Source organism: Kitasatospora sp. NEAU-69, from assembly GCF_057158765.1.
In genome coordinates, this window is sequence record NZ_JBWXUE010000002.1 from 323787 (window position 1) to 340002 (window position 16216).

At 73.4% G+C, this 16216-nt stretch carries 12 protein-coding genes; 5 read left to right on the top strand and 7 right to left on the bottom strand.

Annotated elements, in window-relative coordinates; translation table 11 throughout:
- The first annotated feature begins 145 nt into the window (after positions 1–145).
- The 4 genes from AC060L_RS03540 (at position 146) to AC060L_RS03555 (ending at position 5832) form a co-directional block, all read left to right on the top strand.
- Positions 146–1447 (top strand): rhodanese-like domain-containing protein, encoded by a 1302-nt coding sequence (locus AC060L_RS03540; protein WP_483796898.1) that lies wholly within the window; start codon positions 146–148, stop codon positions 1445–1447.
- Between the two features lie 75 nt (positions 1448–1522).
- The gene (locus AC060L_RS03545) at positions 1523–2224 is read left to right on the top strand and encodes a DUF5819 family protein (protein WP_483796899.1); all 702 of its coding nucleotides are present in this window, start codon (positions 1523–1525) and stop codon (positions 2222–2224) included.
- Positions 2224–3633, top strand: a complete 1410-nt coding sequence (locus tag AC060L_RS03550) for an HTTM domain-containing protein (protein WP_483796900.1) — start codon at positions 2224–2226, stop codon at positions 3631–3633. Before AC060L_RS03545 ends, AC060L_RS03550 begins: the two co-directional genes overlap by 1 nt.
- Before the next feature lie 9 nt (positions 3634–3642).
- Positions 3643–5832: an FUSC family protein gene (locus tag AC060L_RS03555; RefSeq protein ID WP_483796901.1), complete on the top strand. Its 2190-nt coding sequence runs from the start codon at positions 3643–3645 to the stop codon at positions 5830–5832.
- Between the two features lie 35 nt (positions 5833–5867).
- Here AC060L_RS03555 and AC060L_RS03560 read toward each other — a convergent pair whose 3' ends face one another.
- The 7 genes from AC060L_RS03560 to paaN all read right to left on the bottom strand — a co-directional run bounded on the left by AC060L_RS03560 (position 5868) and on the right by paaN (position 15425).
- A complete protein-coding gene (locus AC060L_RS03560; RefSeq protein ID WP_483796902.1) occupies positions 5868–6644 on the bottom strand; it encodes a TrmH family RNA methyltransferase in 777 nt (258 codons plus the stop codon).
- 79 nt (positions 6645–6723) lie between these two features.
- Positions 6724–7233, bottom strand: a complete 510-nt coding sequence (locus AC060L_RS03565; protein ID WP_483796903.1) for an SAM-dependent methyltransferase — start codon at positions 7231–7233, stop codon at positions 6724–6726.
- Between the two features lie 34 nt (positions 7234–7267).
- Positions 7268–7741 carry an HPP family protein gene (locus tag AC060L_RS03570; protein WP_483796904.1) on the bottom strand — a complete coding sequence of 158 codons (474 nt, stop codon included), beginning with the start codon at positions 7739–7741 and terminating at the stop codon, positions 7268–7270.
- A 142-nt stretch (positions 7742–7883) separates the two neighbouring features.
- Positions 7884–8681, bottom strand: coding sequence for a hypothetical protein (locus AC060L_RS03575; RefSeq protein WP_483796905.1), 798 nt, complete (start codon positions 8679–8681; stop codon positions 7884–7886).
- 609 nt (positions 8682–9290) lie between these two features.
- Complete coding sequence (locus tag AC060L_RS03580; protein WP_483796906.1) at positions 9291–11714, bottom strand: protease pro-enzyme activation domain-containing protein; 2424 nt, start codon at positions 11712–11714, stop codon at positions 9291–9293.
- A gap of 258 nt (positions 11715–11972) precedes the next feature.
- Entirely contained in the window at positions 11973–13517 is a 1545-nt protein-coding gene (locus AC060L_RS03585; RefSeq protein ID WP_483796907.1) for an FAD-dependent monooxygenase, read from the bottom strand.
- Between the two features lie 225 nt (positions 13518–13742).
- Positions 13743–15425: a phenylacetic acid degradation protein PaaN gene (gene paaN / locus AC060L_RS03590; RefSeq protein WP_483796908.1), complete on the bottom strand. Its 1683-nt coding sequence runs from the start codon at positions 15423–15425 to the stop codon at positions 13743–13745.
- A gap of 168 nt (positions 15426–15593) precedes the next feature.
- On the opposite strand from paaN, the gene AC060L_RS03595 reads away from it, so the two are divergent.
- Entirely contained in the window at positions 15594–16175 is a 582-nt protein-coding gene (locus tag AC060L_RS03595) for a TetR/AcrR family transcriptional regulator (protein WP_483796910.1), read from the top strand.
- Positions 16176–16216 lie beyond the last annotated feature (41 nt).

The following is a 16216-nucleotide window of genomic DNA, read 5'->3' on the forward strand; positions in this document are numbered from 1 at the left end:
CGGATTTCGTCGCTGCCGCACCTCCCGGAGGCGGTGGGGCCCCCGGGTAGGCTCGGGCCGAGCCCAAGGACCGCCCCGACGACGGGAGCCCGGCTCCGAGACAGGTGGACGAGCGTGGACGAGCGTGGATGAGCGAGGCGAGCAGGTGACCGCACAGAGCCCCGTCCGGTGGACCGACCCGGAGCTTCAGTGGCTGGAGGAACGGGTCGCCGCGGCCGAGCTGGCCTGGCTGACGCTGGACGTCGATGTGGCGACCCTGCAGGTCGAGATCGACAACTTCGCGCTGATCCACCACGAGCGGCTCGGCCCGCTCTACGCCCGGCTCGACGAGCTGGAGGCCCTGGTCGCCGAGGCGAAGGCGGCCGGCAGCGGCTCGGCCGAGGACGTCCGCCGGGCTGCCGAGGCGCGCCGCCTGGTGGAGGAGCTGCCGGATCTGGACGGGCTCTTCGCGAGCATCCGGGAGGCGGAGCAGCGCGCGGCGCAGGCGGCCGCGGCGCCCGGTGCCGGGGCGTCCGCAGGTGGTTCGGACGGCGCGGGGTCGGACGGCGCGGAGTCGAGTGACGCCGGGTCCGACTCGGGCCGTGGCCGGCAGGAGGCCCGCCGGGTCCGCCCGGACAAGGAGGCGCAGCGCCTCTACCGTGAGCTGGCCCGCCGTGCGCACCCCGACCTGAGCACCGACCAGGCCGAGCAGCAGCGCCGGTCCGCCTTCATCGCCCGGGCCAATGAGGCGTACGCACGCGGCGACGCGGCAGCGCTGCACGCGCTGACCGAGGAGTGGTCCACCGCACCCGAGGCGGCCCCCGAGCCGAGCACGCCGGACCGCGCGGACTGGCTGAACCGGCGGCTGACCTGGCTGAACGCCCGGATCGGCGAACTGGCCACCGAGCTGGTGCGGCTGGAGTCGACCGCGATGGGCTCGCTGCTGCGCCTCGACCCGCAGGACCCGGACCGGCTGCTGGCCGAGCTGGCCGACCAGTTGCTCGCCGAGGCGGCGGCGCGGCAGGCCGAGCTGGAGCGGTTGCTGGGGCCCGGCCCAGGCGATGCCGGCCCGTCCGGCGCGCGATCCGTGGACAATGGCCAGACCCCGAATCATCCCTCGCATCGGCAGGAGAGCCCGAGCATGTTCCAGCAGATCCCCACCGCCCAGGCCCAGGCCGTCCCCGCCGACGCGGTGCTGCTCGACGTGCGCGAGCAGGACGAGTGGGACGCCGGCCACGTCGAGGGTGCGCTGCACATCCCGATCGGCGAGTTCACCAGCCGGTACGACGAGGTGCCGGACGCTCCGCTGTACGTGCTCTGCCGGGTCGGCGGCCGGTCCGCGCAGGTCGTCCAGTACCTGGTGCAGCAGGGCCGGGAGGCGTTCAACGTGGATGGCGGGATGTTCGCCTGGGAGCAGGCGGGCCGGCCGATGGTGAGCAGCTCGGGCGCCGAGGCCTACGTGCTCTGAGCCGCCGGGCCGGCCGAGCGCCGGCCGAACGCCGGGCCCGCGACCGGACGAGGGAAGACCAGGGGGAGACGCGCAATGGTGGACGACGGTGTCCCGAAACCGGACGGCCCCGGGCCGGCCGGTCCGGAACCCGACGGCGGGCGACCGGACGGCTCCGGGCCGGACGGCGAGCGGGTCTGGTCGACGCCGGCGCTCGCGGTGCTGGCGACGGCGGGCGTCGGCCTGCTCACCTGCACCGTGGTCTTCCTCGGCGCGGTCTTCCTCCAGGTCGCTCCGGAGAACACGCTCTCCCGCACCTACCAGCGGCAGTTGAACGGCGTCGTCTACCCCGAGTTCGAGCAGAACTGGAAGCTCTTCGCGCCGGACCCGCTGCTCATGAACATCACCGTCGACGCGCGGGTCCGCACCGAGCGGACCACCGGTGACTGGGTCGCGCTGACCGCGCAGGACATCGCCGCGATCCGGGACAACCCGGTGCCCAGCCACGTGGACCAGAACCTGCTGCGCCGGGCCTGGGACTTCTACGACAGCACGCACAACAGCGACGAGAGTGCGAACGGCTCGCGCGGCCCGCTCGCCGTCGAGTACCTCAAGCGGATCGCGCTGCAGCGGATCGGCCGCGACCTGGACGGCGATCCGGTCACCGCGATCGAGCTGCGCTCGGGCAGCGCGGCGGTGGCGCCGCCGTCCTGGAGCAGCGACACCTGGTCCAGCAAGCCGCAGTACCGTCAGCTGCCGTGGTGGCCGGTGAGCGACGCGGACTTCCGGGGGTTGTGATGAACAGCCAGGAGACGGGCCGGCAGACGGACCGCGGGATGGGCCGGGGGACGGACCGGGGAACGGACCTGGAGCCGGGCGCGGAGCCGGGCGGGGATCCCCGGGAGGTGACCGGCCGGGAGAGCGACCGGCTGCTCGCGGGCATCCCGCGGCAGAGCGGGCCGGAGCCCGCCCGGTCCGCCGTCGCCGCCGGCCCGCCGCCGGCCGGCGGTCCGGCCCGCCGGGATCCGGTCGGCCGCGCCGCGGACCTGCTGGTGCTCGGCTTCGTACGGTTCACCGGTGCGCCGATGGCCCGCTACCAGGCCGCCGTGGTGCGGATCGGCTTCTCGCTCGTCTTCACCGTCTTCCTGCTGCGCGAGTGGCCCAACCGCCGGGTGCTGTACGGCGACCGCTCGCCGTGGAGCCTGCAGCTGGCGGACGGGCTGATCGGGCAGACCCACGCGTTCACGCTGCTGGTCTGGAACGACGGCCGCTGGTGGTTCGAGGGCGGCTACGCGCTCGCGGTGGTGGCCGGGGTGCTGCTGCTGCTCGGCTGGCGCACCAGGCTCAGCTCGGTGCTCTTCCTGCTGGCCGTGCTCTCGGTGCAGAACCGCAATGTGCTGGTCGGCGACGGCGGCGACAACCTGGTCCACCTGATGGCGATCTACCTGGCCTTCACCCGCTGCGGTGAGGTCTGGTCGCTGGACGCCCGGCGCCGCCGGCGCGGGCGCCCGGACGGCCCGGCCGGGGTGCTGCTCTGGCTGCTGCTCGGCGCGCTGCTGCTCTGGGCCCAGCTGGCCGGCAAGGTCGGCTGGAGCGGGCCGGACTGGCCCTACCTGGACTGGGCGTCCTTCTTCTGGGCGGCCTGGGGCGTCGCCGGGATCCGGTACGCGGTCAACCGCTGGTGGCCGCGGAGCGAGACCCGCGCGGTGCTGGACGCGATGACGAGCATGCTGCACCACTGCGCGATGCTGGTGATCGCGGTGCAGGTGGTGCTGGTCTACGCGACGGCCGGCTGGTACAAGATCCAGGGCTCGCACTGGCAGGACGGCAGCGCGCTCTACTATCCGCTGCACCTGGACTACTTCACGCCCTGGCCGGCGCTGTCCGACCTGCTCGGCGCGAGCTCGCTGCTGGTCTTCCTCTTCTCGTACGGGACCGTGATCATGCAGGTCGCGTTCCCGTTCACGCTCGTCAACCGGCGGCTGAAGAACGTGCTGCTGGCGCTGATGATCACCGAGCACCTGGCGATCGCGGTGCTGCTGGGCCTGCCGATCTTCTCGCTCGCGATGGTCACCGCGGACGCGGTCTTCCTGCCGACCGCCGCGCTGCTCTGGGTCGGCCGGGTGCCGGGGCGGCTGCTGCGGCGGGTACCGGGCGCGGGTCCGGGCGAGCCGAGAGACCGGGCCGAGCCGACCACGCCCGCCTAGACTGCGGTCATGCCCTGGCTCGCCGCGCTCCGCCACACCGGCCAGGCCGGGCTGCGGTTCGAGCGGACGCTGGGCGAGCCGCGGCGGGCGGTGCGCGGGGCGGCGGCGGTGGCGCTGGTGCTCTTCCCGGTGCTCGCGCTGGCCGGGCCCCGGGCGGCCACCTCGGCCGCGATGGGCGCCTTCATCGCGGGCATCGCGACGTTCCAGCGCAGTTTCCGGCCGCGCCCCTCACTGGCCGTGGCGGCCGGCATCGGACTGGGCGTCAGCACCTTCCTGGGCTACCTCGCCGTCTCGGTGCCGGGCCTCTTCCCGGTGCTGCTGGCAGCCTGGGCGTTCGCGGCCGGGCTGGCCTGGGCACTCGGCCCGACCGCCGGGGTGGTCGCGACGAACACGCTGACCGCCATGCTCGTGGTGGTCCAACTGCCCGTCAGCGTGGCGACGGCGCTCGGCCACGCGCTGCTCTGCGCCGTCGGCGGCGCCGCGCAGGCGCTGCTGATCGCGCTCTGGCCGATCAAGAACTGGGGTGCCCAGCGGGACGCGCTGGCCGACGCCTACGCCTCGCTGGCCGACTACGCGCGCCGGCTGCGGCACGATCCGTACGCGACCGTGGACCCCGACCCGCTGATGACCGCCCGGCACGCCGCCGAGCTGACGGCCTGGCAGCATCGGCGGCGCCCGCGCGAGCTGCGCGGACTGCGCGGCATCGCCGAGCGGATCCGGCCGACCCTGGCGGCCGTCGCCGACCCGCAGATCGGCGCCGCCGCCGAGGGCCCCGAGCGGGACCGGGCCCGCGAGCTGCTGGCCGGTGCGGCGCAGCTGCTGGACGCGCTGGCCCGGGCGATCCGCACCGGTGATCCGATCAGCTACCCGGCCTCGGCGCCCGCCGCGCTGGTCGCGCCGGGCGGCCCGGTGCTGCACGGCGCCGCGCTGCGCGCCGCCCGCCGGCTGACCGTGCTGCTCGGGCACGCGGCCGGCAACCTCGACCGGTCCGGCGAGTCCACCCTGAGCAATCCGGTGGTCGGCCAGGGCGGCGTGCTGGTGCGGCCCGGCCTGGCCCGGATGCTGCCGATCGCGCTGCGCACCGCGCAGCGCCAGCTGCGGGCCGACTCGCCGGTGCTGCACCACGCGGTGCGGCTGGCCGGGGTGGTCACCACGGCGTACCTGCTGGCGAAGCTGACCGGCCTGCACCACAGCTACTGGGCCGCGCTGACCGCCGCGATGGTGATCCGCCCGGACTTCGGCCAGACCTTCAGCCGGGGCGTCGCCCGGGTGGCCGGCACGCTGGTCGGCGTGGTGATCGCGACCGCGGTGGTCGAACTGCTGCAGCCGGGGCAGTGGGTGGCCTGCGCGCTGGCGGTGCTCTGCATCGGCGGCGCCTACCTCACGATCGGCACCGGCTACGCGGTGACCACCACCTGCGTCTCGGCCTACGTCGTCTTCCTGCTCGGCCTGGTGCCCGGCCATGCGCTGGAGACCGGCTGGGAGCGGATCCTGATGACGCTGCTCGGCGGGGCCGTCGCGCTGCTCGGCTACGCGCTCTTCCCGACCTGGGAGACCGCCCGGCTGCCCGAGCGGACCGCCGAGTGGATCGCCGCGATCGGCCGCTACGCCGCCGCCGTGCTGATCGGCTACGGCCGGCCGGCCGACCGGGAGCCGCGGACCGGGCACGACTCACGGGACTCGCGGGACTCGCGGGAGGTGCGCGAGGCGCTGCTGGACTCGCGCGAGGCCCGCGCGGAGTTCCTGCAGGCGATGGACCGGGCGGCTGCCGAGCCGGTGCGGCACGCGGTGCACTCACCGCAGCTGAGCCGCCGCCAGCTGGAGCGGGCCCGGGTCGCGCTCGGATCGTTCTCCCGGATCTCGCTGCTGATGGAGGCGCATCTGCCGGGCCGTCAGGCCGAGCCGGTGCCGGGCGCGGCGGAGTTCGGCCGGCAGCTGGGCGAGGCGACGGCGGCGGCCGGCGCCGCCGTGATCACCGGGCAGCCGGCCGACTTCCGCCCGCTGCGCGCCGTGCACGCGGCCTGGGAGGAGCAGCTGGAGGAGGACGCCGGGCTGGCGCTGGCGCACCGGCCCGGCGACCAGCTGGACGTGGTCCGCTCCGGTGCGCGGTTGTTGCTGGAGGCGCTCGGCGATCTGGAGCGGGCGCTGCGGCCGGCCAGGCCCGGCCGGTCGGAGGAGCCGACGCGGCGCGACGGCTGAGCCGGGCTGTCCGGGCCGACCGGGTGACGGCTCGGTCAGCGCGGGGTGACGTCCGACTGCGACATCCAGTGGAACAGGCCCATGCCGACCGAGGTGGCCAGGTTGAAGCTGGAGACCTGCGGTCGCATCGGGATCGCGAGCAGCGCGTCGGCCCGGTCCCGCAGCTCGGCCGAGACGCCGTGCCGCTCGGAGCCGAAGACGAGCAGCGCGTCGTCCGGCAGCCGTACCGAGCGGATGTCGGCGCCCTCCGGGTCCAGCACGTAGATCGGGCCGGCCGGCAACTGATCGGGCGCCAGCCGGGCGACGGCGGTCGCGAAGTGCAGCCCGGCACCGGCCCGGACCACGTTCGGGTGCCACGGGTCCACGTCGCCGGTGGTGACCACGCCGGTGGCGCCGAAGCCGGCGGCGAGCCGCACCACCGCGCCGATGTTGCCCAGGTTGCGCGGGTTGTCCAGCACCACCACCGGCGCCGTCCGCGGCTGCGCGCGCAGCCGCGCCAGCACGTCCTGCGGATCCGGTCGCAGCGCGAGCGCGGCGACCCCGGTCGGGTGCGGGCGCGGGAGGAGTTCGCGCAGCGCGGCGGCCGGGACCTCGACGGCGGCCGTGGTGACGGCCGCCGCGACGTCCGGCGCGAGCTCGCCAGCCAGCTTCGCCAGGCCGGCCGGGTCGCTGGTGAGCACCTGGCGGACCTCGCCGCCGAACCGCAGGGTGTGCTTGAGCGCGTGGAAGCCGTCGATCAGCAGCATCCCGGGCAGCTCGGCCGCCGCCCGCCAGCGACGCAGCGCCTCGGTGGGGGCATCGTGGTCAGTCATGCCCCCACCCTCACATGAGAGGTGGGTGGCACATAAACGGCGGGTGGGACCGGACAGGCCCTGGTAGTACCGGACCGGCCTAGTAGTACTGCCGCATCAGCTCGGTGGCCCACTGCGGCTGCTCGGTCTCGCCGAGCGGGCCGAACTCGGCCAGCCACGGCTTGAGGTCGAGCACCGGGGTGCCGTCCACCGCGTCCAGCCCCTGCACCCGGACGTCCAGGCCGTCCACCGCGAGCAGCCGGCAGCGCGAGACGCCCAGCCGGTTCGGGCGGTTCTTGCCGCGCTGGGCGAAGATGCCGACCTCGGGCCAGTCCGGGTTGCCGCGCGGGCGCCGGGCGGTGGTCTCGATCTTCGCCTCCGGCACCCGGTGGAAGTGGAAGACCACCTCCAGGTGGCTGAAGGCGTCCAGGCCGAGCAGTGCCTGCGGGGTGAACTGCTCGGGGTCGAGCCGGATCACCGCCGTCTCGCCGCCCCAGTCGTCGTCGACCGGCTCGATCCGGCCGCCGCTGACGTGGCCGATCGGCCGCAGTTCCACCGTGCCGCTGTCCACCGTGCCGTTGTCCACCGTGTTCGTGTGTCCCGCGCTCATGCGTCCCCCTACGAGTCGTTGCCGACCGATCCTGTCACCAGGAGACCGGGTAGCGCACCGGCTGGCGGAAGATCCGGCTGGCCAGCGCCCCGATCGCGACCAGCAGCCCGGTGGCGAGCAGCAGCAGCGGCAGGAAGGTCACCGCGTGCGGGCCCTGCAGCACCACCAGCAGCGCCGTCGCGGCGGCCGGGGAGTGCGACAGGTGGGTGACCAGCATCGCGCCGAGCGCGAGCCCGGCGGCCAGCGCCGCGCCCCAGGGCGTGCGCCCGGTCACGGCCAGCACCGCAAAGCCGATCACCGCCGAGAGCAGCTGTCCGACGACCACGTTGCGCGGCTGCGAGATCGGCAGCCCGGGCGCTCCGTACACCAGCGCGGCGCTGGCCGCGATCGGCGGGATCAGCAGCGGCTCGCCGAGCAGCACGCCGACCCAGACCAGCAGGAGCAGTGCGCCGCACGCCACACCGCTGGCGTGCAGGACGTGCAGGGGGTGTGGTCGCGATCGGGACATGACGAAGCTCCAGCCGGGGTCGAGGGTTACCGAGCACCCTAGCCGCGACCGTGATCGCCCGGCCGGCCGTCTTGCCTGGTGGGCAGTGCTGTCCGGAAAGGCCGACCGGGCAGTGCCGAGTCCGTGGTCCCTGCTCCCGCTCCTAGTCCCACTCCCAGCGGATGCCGGTCTGCCCCGGCGGCTGCTCGGTGACCAGCACGTGTGCGCTGGCCGAGGCGCCGATCCAGACGCCCTGCCTGACCCGGTCGGTCTCCGCGCCGGGGTCGCGCTCGTAGCGCTCGCAGTGCGCGGGGACGGCCGTCGGCTCGAAGTGCACCTGCAGCACGTACTCGCGGACCGGCACGGCGAAGCGGCGCCCGTAGACCGTGGTCGGGCCGCCCGGCGGGATCTCCACCTCGTACTCGAAGACCGTCGAGTCGCCCTGGCCGAGCGGCCGGTCCAGCAGCAGCTCGGCGACCAGCAGGCCGATCTCGGGACGCCGGCGGACCCGGCCGAGCCGGGCGTGCCGGACCGAGGTGATCTCCGGGCAGCCGTCCGTGCCGTCGTCGGCCTTGTGCACGACCAGGCAGCGCGAGACGCCGCCGACCGTGGCCCGGACCACCTGACGCATCCTCAACATCCGGCCGCGCCGCTGCCCGTCCACGTAGTAGGCGTCGTGGATGCTGAGCCGTTCGAGCTCGCCGATCGGCGGTGCGTCCAGCTCCTCGAAGACGTCGGCGATCCGCTGCTCCTCCGGCCAGATCTCGGCCAGCGGCAGGCTGTCGGGGCTGTCCGGGACGGCGTTGGCCACCCAGCGGCCACGCGGCCGTGGCGGGCCGAGCAGGCTGGAGAGCGCGCCGCCGGGCAGCACCAGCAGCTCCTCCAGCAGCGCGACGGCGCGCACCGAGGAGGCCCGCTCGGGCTGACTGCGCCCGCGCCGCCAGTAACTCAGCGTTGTCACACTGACTCTGATGCCCTGTCGGGCGAGTTCGGTGCGGATCCGGTCGAGACTGAGGCCGCTGGCCTCGATCGCCTGGTGCAGGGTCTCGGCGAAACCGGTGGCGGACGTGAGGGCGACACCGACTGCGGCGGCGGTGTCGGGACAGACTGATGGAAGGGATGGTCGAACGGTTGCCGTTTCGACCGGTTGGGTACGGAGCACCACCGAAGTCGCCGGTTGATGCTCGACCAACCGGAGATGTCCGGCGTTCTGCGGGTATTGCGAGCCCATGCGGATAAACCTTCCCCACCTGCCGATTTCGGCGGGACCGGTTCGTCTGATGCGGTGTGGGGGGCATCAGCGAACTGGAGGAACCTTACGCACGGAGCAGAGGCTACGTCATCTGGCGGGGGGTATGACAGTGGTCACGACAAATTACTTTCACGTGACTTGTCCGGATCTGCAAACGCACGAAACGAGAATGCAACAATCCCGCCGGTATCGGGCACGGGCCCGATACCGGCGGGATGTCTCACTACCTGGGATTTCTCGGATTTCGGTGTCGGTGCGCTACCGGATAATGACGCTCAGTCCCAGGCGTACAACGAGTGCACAACGTCAGATGGATCGTCAGCTGACGTTCACGGCCGCGTCGTCGAGGACGAAGCTGGTCTGCGCCGAGGAGGAGTTCTCCACACCGGTGAACTGCAGCGTGACCGTCTGGCCGGCGTAGGCGGACAGGTCGATCGTGTGCTGCACGTAGCCGTCGGCCGCGTCCAGGTTCGAGAACGTGGTCAGGGTCTTGCCGTTGGCCGCGACGGTGAGCTTGTCGGCCGCGGTGCTGCTGGTCTTGGCGGTGTCCACGTGCAGCCAGAAGCTGAAGCTCGCGGAGCAGCCGGCCGGGATGGTGACGGTCTGCGAGAGCTTGTCGGTGTGCGAGCCGCCGTAGCCGTCCAGCCAGGCGTCGTAGTTGCCCGAGTGGGCCGGCTCGGAGCCGGTGTCGCCGTTGATGACGCCGGAGGAGGCGGTCCACGGAGCGGCCGAGCCGGTCTCGAAGTCGCCGTTGCCGAGCAGCTGGGCCGGGGTGCAGGAGCTGGCGGCCGCCACCGTGAGGGTGAAGGTGGTGCTGCCGGTGGCGCCGGTCGAGTCCGTGGCGGTGACGGTCACCGAGGAGGTGCCGGCCGCGGTCGGGGTGCCGGAGATCAGGCCGCTGGTGGAGATCGACAGGCCGGCCGGCAGGCCGGTGGCCGAGTAGCTCAGCGTCTGGCCGGTGGCGGAGTCGGTGCCGGCCAGCTGGAGCGAGACGGCGGCGTTGACGGTGGCCTTCTGGGCGCCGGGGTTGGTGACCGCGACGGTGTTGCCGGGCGTGGTGCTGCCGCCGCCGCCGAGCAGCGCGGTGGTCAGCGCGTCGGCGACCGGGGAGCCCCAGCCGGTGACCTGGTCGTAGCCGGTGCCGGCGTTGAAGTCCTGGTTGGCGCCGGTGGTCACGTCGTGGAACGCGCTGGAGTAGCTCGCGCTGTTCGCGACCTGGTAGAGCGCCGGGTTGGCCTGGCCGAGGTTCGGCTTGGTGGCGGCGGCGGCCTTCTGGTTGAAGAGCGCGGCGTAGCCGGACCAGAGCGGGGCGGCGGCGCTGGTGCCACCGTAGACCTGCCAGCCGGCGGAGCTGGTGCCCTGGGTGTAGATCGCGAAGCCGCTGTTCGGGTCGGCGTTCGAGGAGACGTCGGGAACCGTGCGCATCGAGCCCGAGACGCCGGTGCCGGTCTGCCAGCTCGGCTTGGCGAACTGGGTGGAGACGCCACCGCCGGCGGTGCTCCAGGCGCTCTCCGAGGAGTAGCCGTTGCCGGAGACCTGGAGGTTGGTGCCACCGACGCCGGTCACGTTCGGGTCGGAGGCCGGGTAGTCGACCGCCTGGACGTTCGCGCCGCTGGTCGAGCGGGTGCAGTCGCGCGAGCCGTCGTCACCGGAGGCCGAGAAGGCCGAGATGCCCTGGGCGGCGGCCTGCTTCATCGAGTTCGCGACCGTGTTCATCACCGAGGCGACGGTGTCGGGCTCGCAGGAGCCCCAGGAGATCGAGATGACCGAGGCCTGGTTGTCCGCCACGATCTTGGCGGCCATGTCGATCTCGCCCTGGTCGGTGTTCGGGGCCTCGTAGACGAGCTGCTGCGCCTTGGGCGCGACGCCGCGGACGATCTCGCTGTCCAGCTCGACCTCGCCCTGGCCCTGGCCCGGCTTGCTGTTGTAGTTGGCGCCGTCCACCGAGACGGTGCTGACGGCCGGGCCGGTCAGACCGTACTGCTTGTCGTACGTGGTGAGGTTGGTGGAGCTGTAGCCGTCGAACTCCCAGAGCGCGACCTTCACGCCGGTGCCGTCCGTGCCGACCTTGTTGAGGTTGTAGGCGCCGTCGTACTGGCCCGGGCCGTAACCCTGCGGGGTGGCGTTCGGGGTGGTGTTCGGCTTCGCGAGGTGGGTGGTGCGCACCGTGTGGTCGCTCAGACCGCCCAGGCCCACCACCAGGTTGGCGATGTCGGCCGGCAGCGAGGCCGCGTTGTCGTTCGCGAAGAAGTTCTTCTGCTGGTCGGCGTCGAAGTAGGCGCTCTCGTGCGTGCCGAACGCGGCGGAGATCTGGTCCGAGCTGCCCTGGACGTCGATCACCTGGCGGTTGGCGCTCACCGAGGTGGTCAGGCCGTGCTGCTTCAGGTAGGCGACGACGTGCGCGACATCGGCCTGGGTCGGCGCGAACCGGTCGGTGAACTGGGCGGGCGTCAGGTAGTGCCCGTACAGCGGCGACTTCGGGTTGGCGACGTCGGCCAGGAACTGGTCCAGCTCGGCGGCGTTGCGCAGCTTGAGGCCGACGGCCACCGAGAGCTGCTGGGCGGCGGGGACGTCGCCCTTCTTCTCCGAGTGGGCGACCGCGGGGGTGACCGTGCTCGGCAGCGAGACGCGCGGCGCCGAGACGTTCGGGGTCGCGGCCTGGGCAGCGGTCACACCCATCGAGGCGACGGTGAGCGGCAGCAGGGCTATCGCGGCTGCGAGGGCGAGGGGGCGGGGACGCACGGGCTCCTCCTCCGACCGGCCAGGGGACCGGTAAGGGCTCAAGCGTTCCGGGGTCGAAAACGCTTGGGTGAACGTTCCCAGAAATTTCCTGGGAATTGACCCAAGTTCAGGTAATGGGGAGCCAAATAACAGTCAAGTGTGAATGCCCGGATTGTGAACTGAATGGAGGTTATTTCATACAGTGAATAAAACGGGCCCGGACTCCCGTGGCGGGAGTCCGGGCCCGGGGGCGCCGGCCGGGGTTGGTGTGAGCAGGCGTCAGCTCCGCTCGGACGGGTCCGAGGGCCTGTCGTCGCCCGGCGTGCCGAGCCACTCGGTCAGCGCCGTGCGCAGCTCGCCGCGGCTCGGGTCGGCGGCCGCCCAGGCCGCGTAGCCGTCCGGGCGGACCAGCAGCACGGTGGAGCGCAGCTTGCCGTGCGGGTCGGCCGGCGCGGCGAGCACCAGCCGGTCGGCCCAGGGCTCGGCGACGGCCGGCTCCAGACCGCTGAACGGTGCGCCCGGCGCCCGCTCGTCGGTGCTGACCAGGACGAACTTCCCGGAGCGCAGGGCCTCGTAGAGCCGGCCCGGGGCGCCGGGGCGGTCCACCGCGAGCCGCAGATCCGGCACCCGGCGCCCGGCCAGCGGGTGCGAGCCGCGCGGCGCCGGGTAGCCGAAGCCGATGCCGGAGACGACCCGGGCGGCCTCGCCGATCAGCGGCTGCGCGGAGTGGGCCACCGTGCCGAGCACCGTGCGGGCGGCGCGCAGCGCCGAGGTCCGGGCCAGCGCGAGCCGCAGCAGCGCGCCGGAGAAGCGCACCACCTGCCGGCCGACCGGGTGCCGCTCCTCCTGGTAGCTGTCCAGCAGGGCGGCGGGTGCGTGGCCGTTCAGCACGGCGGCGAGCTTCCAGCTCAGGTTGGCGGCGTCCTGCAGGCCGGTGTTCATGCCCTGGCCGCCGGCCGGCGAGTGGCAGTGCGCGGCGTCCCCGGCGAGCAGCACCCGGTCGTCCCGGTAGCGCGGCACCTGGCGCTCGTCGCTGTGGAACCGGGACATCCAACGGGCCTCGTACAGGCCGTAGTCGACGCCCAGGGTGCGCCGCGCGATGTCGGCGATCTCGGTCAGTTCGACCGGGGCGTCGTCCGGCAGCTGCCGGGTCCGGTCCCAGGCGATCAGGCGGTACCAGCCGTCGCCGAAGGGGGCCATGAAGCAGAAGCCGTCGGCGGTCGCGGCCGCGGTCAGCACGTCCTGCGGCGCCCGCTCCAGCCGGACGTCGGCGAGCAGCACCGAGCTGACCACCGACGCGCCCGGGAACGGGATGCCGAGCAGTTCGCGGACGGTGCTGTGCACCCCGTCGGTGGCGACCGCGTAGCGCGCCCGGAAGACCGCGGGGCCCTGGGCGGTGGTCGCCTCCAGCGTGACGCCGTCGGCGTCCTGGCGCAGGCCGGTCAGCCGGTGGTCGCGCAGCAGCAGCGCGCCGGCCTTCACCGCGCGCTCGTGCAGCAGTCGTTCGGTGTGTGACTGCGGGGTGATCAGCACGAACGGGAACCGGGTGGGCAGCCGGGTCAGGTCGATCCGCAGCCGCCCGAACAGCCGCAGTTCGCCGACCGCGGCGCCGGTGGTGATCAGCTCGTCGGCGAGCCCGCGGGCGTCCAACTGCTCCAGGGTGCGGGCGTGCACGGCGAAGGCCCGGGTCAGGTTGCACTCCGTGGCGCGCTTCTCCAGCACGGTCACCCGCAGCCCCGCCGAGGCCAGATCGCCCGCCATCAGCAGGCCGGTCGGGCCGGCGCCGACGATCACCACATCGGATTCGGTCACCTGGTCGGTCATCTGCCTCTCCCGGTTCCTCGGTTGCCGCGCAGGAGCGGAGCGGAACGCGGCTCCCTCCTGGATACCCATCATCGCGGGCGGGTCGGGCGCTGGGAATCCGGTTCACACGATGGGGGCATGTGCGCGTCGAACGGGAATGCGACGGTCCGCCCGGCGAGTGGGGTTCCTCGAGCCGGGCGGACCGCGATTCATGGGCCCGACGTCGCGTCGGGCGGTGACGGAGGATCAGGCCGGACGGCGCACCTGGACCACGCGGAACCGGCTCGCGACGAACGCGGCGTCGGTGTAGGCGGAGTTGGCGGCCGGGTTGGCGCCGGTGCCGTGCAGGTCGGAGAAGGCCGAGGTCTGGTTCGGGTAGACGCCGCCGGTCAGGTTCAGCGAGAGCGAGACCCCGCTGTCCAGGCAGGCGCGGACCAGCTCCTGCTCCACCTCGGGCACGGTGGTGTAGCCGGTCGCGGTCATCGCGCCGTGCTCGGCGACGCTCTCCCGGAGCAGCTTGACCGCGTCTGCCGTGGAGTCCACCGCGACCGCGAAGTAGACCGGGCCGAAGCACTCGGTGAGGAAGACCGCACGGTCGTCCGGCTTGTGCGCCTCGACCTTGACCAGCGCGGGCGTGCGGATCGTGGCGCCGGGGAACTCGGGCGACTCCACCACCCGCGGCGCGAGCGCCAGGTCGCCGTACTCGCCGCCGGCCGCGGCCGCGCTGCGCTGCAGCACGTCCGGGTTGACCACGGCGCCGAGGATCGCGGCGGCGCGGGCGTCGTCGGAGAGCAGGCCCTCGATCGAGCGGGCCAGGTCGGCGACCACCTCGTCGTAGGACTTCAGGCCCTGGTCGGTCTCCACGCCGGTGCGCGGGATCAGCACGTTCTGCGGGGTGGTGCACATCTGGCCGGTGTAGAGCGAGAGCGCGAAGGCGAGGTTGTTCAGCATCCCCTTGTAGTCGTCGGTGGAGTCGATGACCACGGCGTTGACGCCGGACTTCTCGGTGTAGACCAGGGCCTGCCGGGCGTTCTCCTCCAGCCAGTTGCCGAACGCGGCGCCACCGGTGTAGTCGATGATCCGCACGTCCGGGTGCTCGGCCAGCACCTTGGCGACGCCCTCGCGGTCGCGCTCGGCGGCCAGCGTGACGACGTTCGCGTCGAAGCCGGCCTCGGTGAGCACCTCGCGGGCGATCCGCACGGTCAGCGCGAGCGGCAGCACGGCGCGCGGGTGCGGCTTGACGATCACCGGGTTGCCGGTGGCCAGCGAGGCGAACAGGCCGGGGTAGCCGTTCCAGGTCGGGAAGGTGTTGCAGCCGACCACCAGGGCGGTGCCGCGCGGCACCACGATCGACTCCTTGCTCAGCACCAGCGGGTCGCGCTTGCCCTGCGGCTTGGTCCAGGGCGCGGTCGCGGGCAGCTTGGTCTGCTCGGCGTAGGCGTAGGCCACCGCCTCCAGGCCGCGGTCCTGCGCGTGCGGGCCGCCGGCCTGGAAGGCCATCCCGTAGGCCTGGCCGGTGGTGTGCATGACGGCCTGGGCCATCTCGTGCGAGCGGGCGTTGATCCGGGCCAGGATCTCCAGGCAGACCGCGGCGCGCGCGGCCGGGCCGGCGGCGGCCCAGGAGCCGGCGGCCTCCTTGGCGGCGGCCAGCAGCGCGGCCGGCTCGCTGCGCGGGTAGGAGATGCCCAGCTCAGGGCCGTACGGGGAGACCTCGGTGCCGGCGAGCTCGCCGCTGGTCGGCTGGCCGGGCAGGGCGAACGGGGCGCCCTTGAGCGCCTCGAAGGCGGCCAGGCCGTCGGCCGGCCCGCTCTCGCCGTACGCCTTGGGGAACTCCGGGTACGGCGTCCAGTAGTCCCGGGTGGCGATGGCGGCCAGGGCTTGGTCAAGGGTGCTCTGGTGACGCTCGATCAGTTCGTCGACGGCGGCCATTCGGCGCTCCTCGGTAAGGGAGGACTGGGTGACGTACCACAGCGTAACCGAACGATCGGTCGGGGCGATAGAGGTTCCGCGGTGGGTGCTGCGGCGGGTCCTGTGGTGGGTCCTCGGCGGGCGGGGGCGGCGTTCGGGACGGCGGTGGCTACGGGGATACTCAGAGGCATGGCCGACTCACCGATCCGCACCACCTACACCGTCGACTCGCTGCTCGCGGTGACCGTGCAGGTCTTCAACGAGCGCGGCTACGACGGCACCTCGATGGAGGACCTGTCGCGGGCCGCCGGGATCTCCAAGTCCTCGATCTACCACCACGTGCGCGGCAAGGAGGAGCTGCTGCGGCTCGCGGTGGGCCGGGCGCTGGACGGGCTGTTCGGGATCCTGGACGAGCCGGCCGCGGTCGAGGGCCGGCCGGTGGACCGGCTGGAGCACGTGGTGCGGCGGACCACCGAGGTGCTGCTCGACGAGCTGCCGTACGTCACGCTGCTGCTGCGGGTGCGCGGCAACACCGGGACCGAGCTGTGGGCGCTGGAGCGCCGGCGGGACTTCGACCACCGGGTCGCCGAGCTGGTCCGGGAGGCCGTCGCGGCCGGTGAGCTGCGCGGTGAGGTGGAGCCGCGGCTGGCTACCCGGCTGCTGTTCGGCATGATCAACTCGATCGTGGAGTGGTACCGCCCGGGCGCCGCCGGGGCCGACGGGGTGCCGGACGCGGTGGTCCGGCTCGCCTTCGACGGGCTGCGCGCCTGATCGGCCGCTGCGCCTGATCGGCCGGTGCGTCTGATCGGCCG

Bases quoted from the DNA above. Each gene is read 5' to 3' on its own strand.
- AC060L_RS03545 (WP_483796899.1), top strand. From the start codon at position 1,523: ATGGTGGACGACGGTGTCCCGAAACCGGACGGCCCCGGGCCGGCCGGT.
- AC060L_RS03550 (WP_483796900.1), top strand. From the start codon at position 2,224: ATGAACAGCCAGGAGACGGGCCGGCAGACGGACCGCGGGATGGGCCGG.
- AC060L_RS03555 (WP_483796901.1), top strand. From the start codon at position 3,643: ATGCCCTGGCTCGCCGCGCTCCGCCACACCGGCCAGGCCGGGCTGCGG.
- AC060L_RS03560 (WP_483796902.1), bottom strand. From the start codon at position 6,644: ATGACTGACCACGATGCCCCCACCGAGGCGCTGCGTCGCTGGCGGGCG.
- AC060L_RS03565 (WP_483796903.1), bottom strand. From the start codon at position 7,233: ATGAGCGCGGGACACACGAACACGGTGGACAACGGCACGGTGGACAGC.
- AC060L_RS03570 (WP_483796904.1), bottom strand. From the start codon at position 7,741: ATGTCCCGATCGCGACCACACCCCCTGCACGTCCTGCACGCCAGCGGT.
- AC060L_RS03585 (WP_483796907.1), bottom strand. From the start codon at position 13,517: ATGACCGACCAGGTGACCGAATCCGATGTGGTGATCGTCGGCGCCGGC.
- paaN (WP_483796908.1), bottom strand. From the start codon at position 15,425: ATGGCCGCCGTCGACGAACTGATCGAGCGTCACCAGAGCACCCTTGAC.
- AC060L_RS03595 (WP_483796910.1), top strand. From the start codon at position 15,594: ATGGCCGACTCACCGATCCGCACCACCTACACCGTCGACTCGCTGCTC.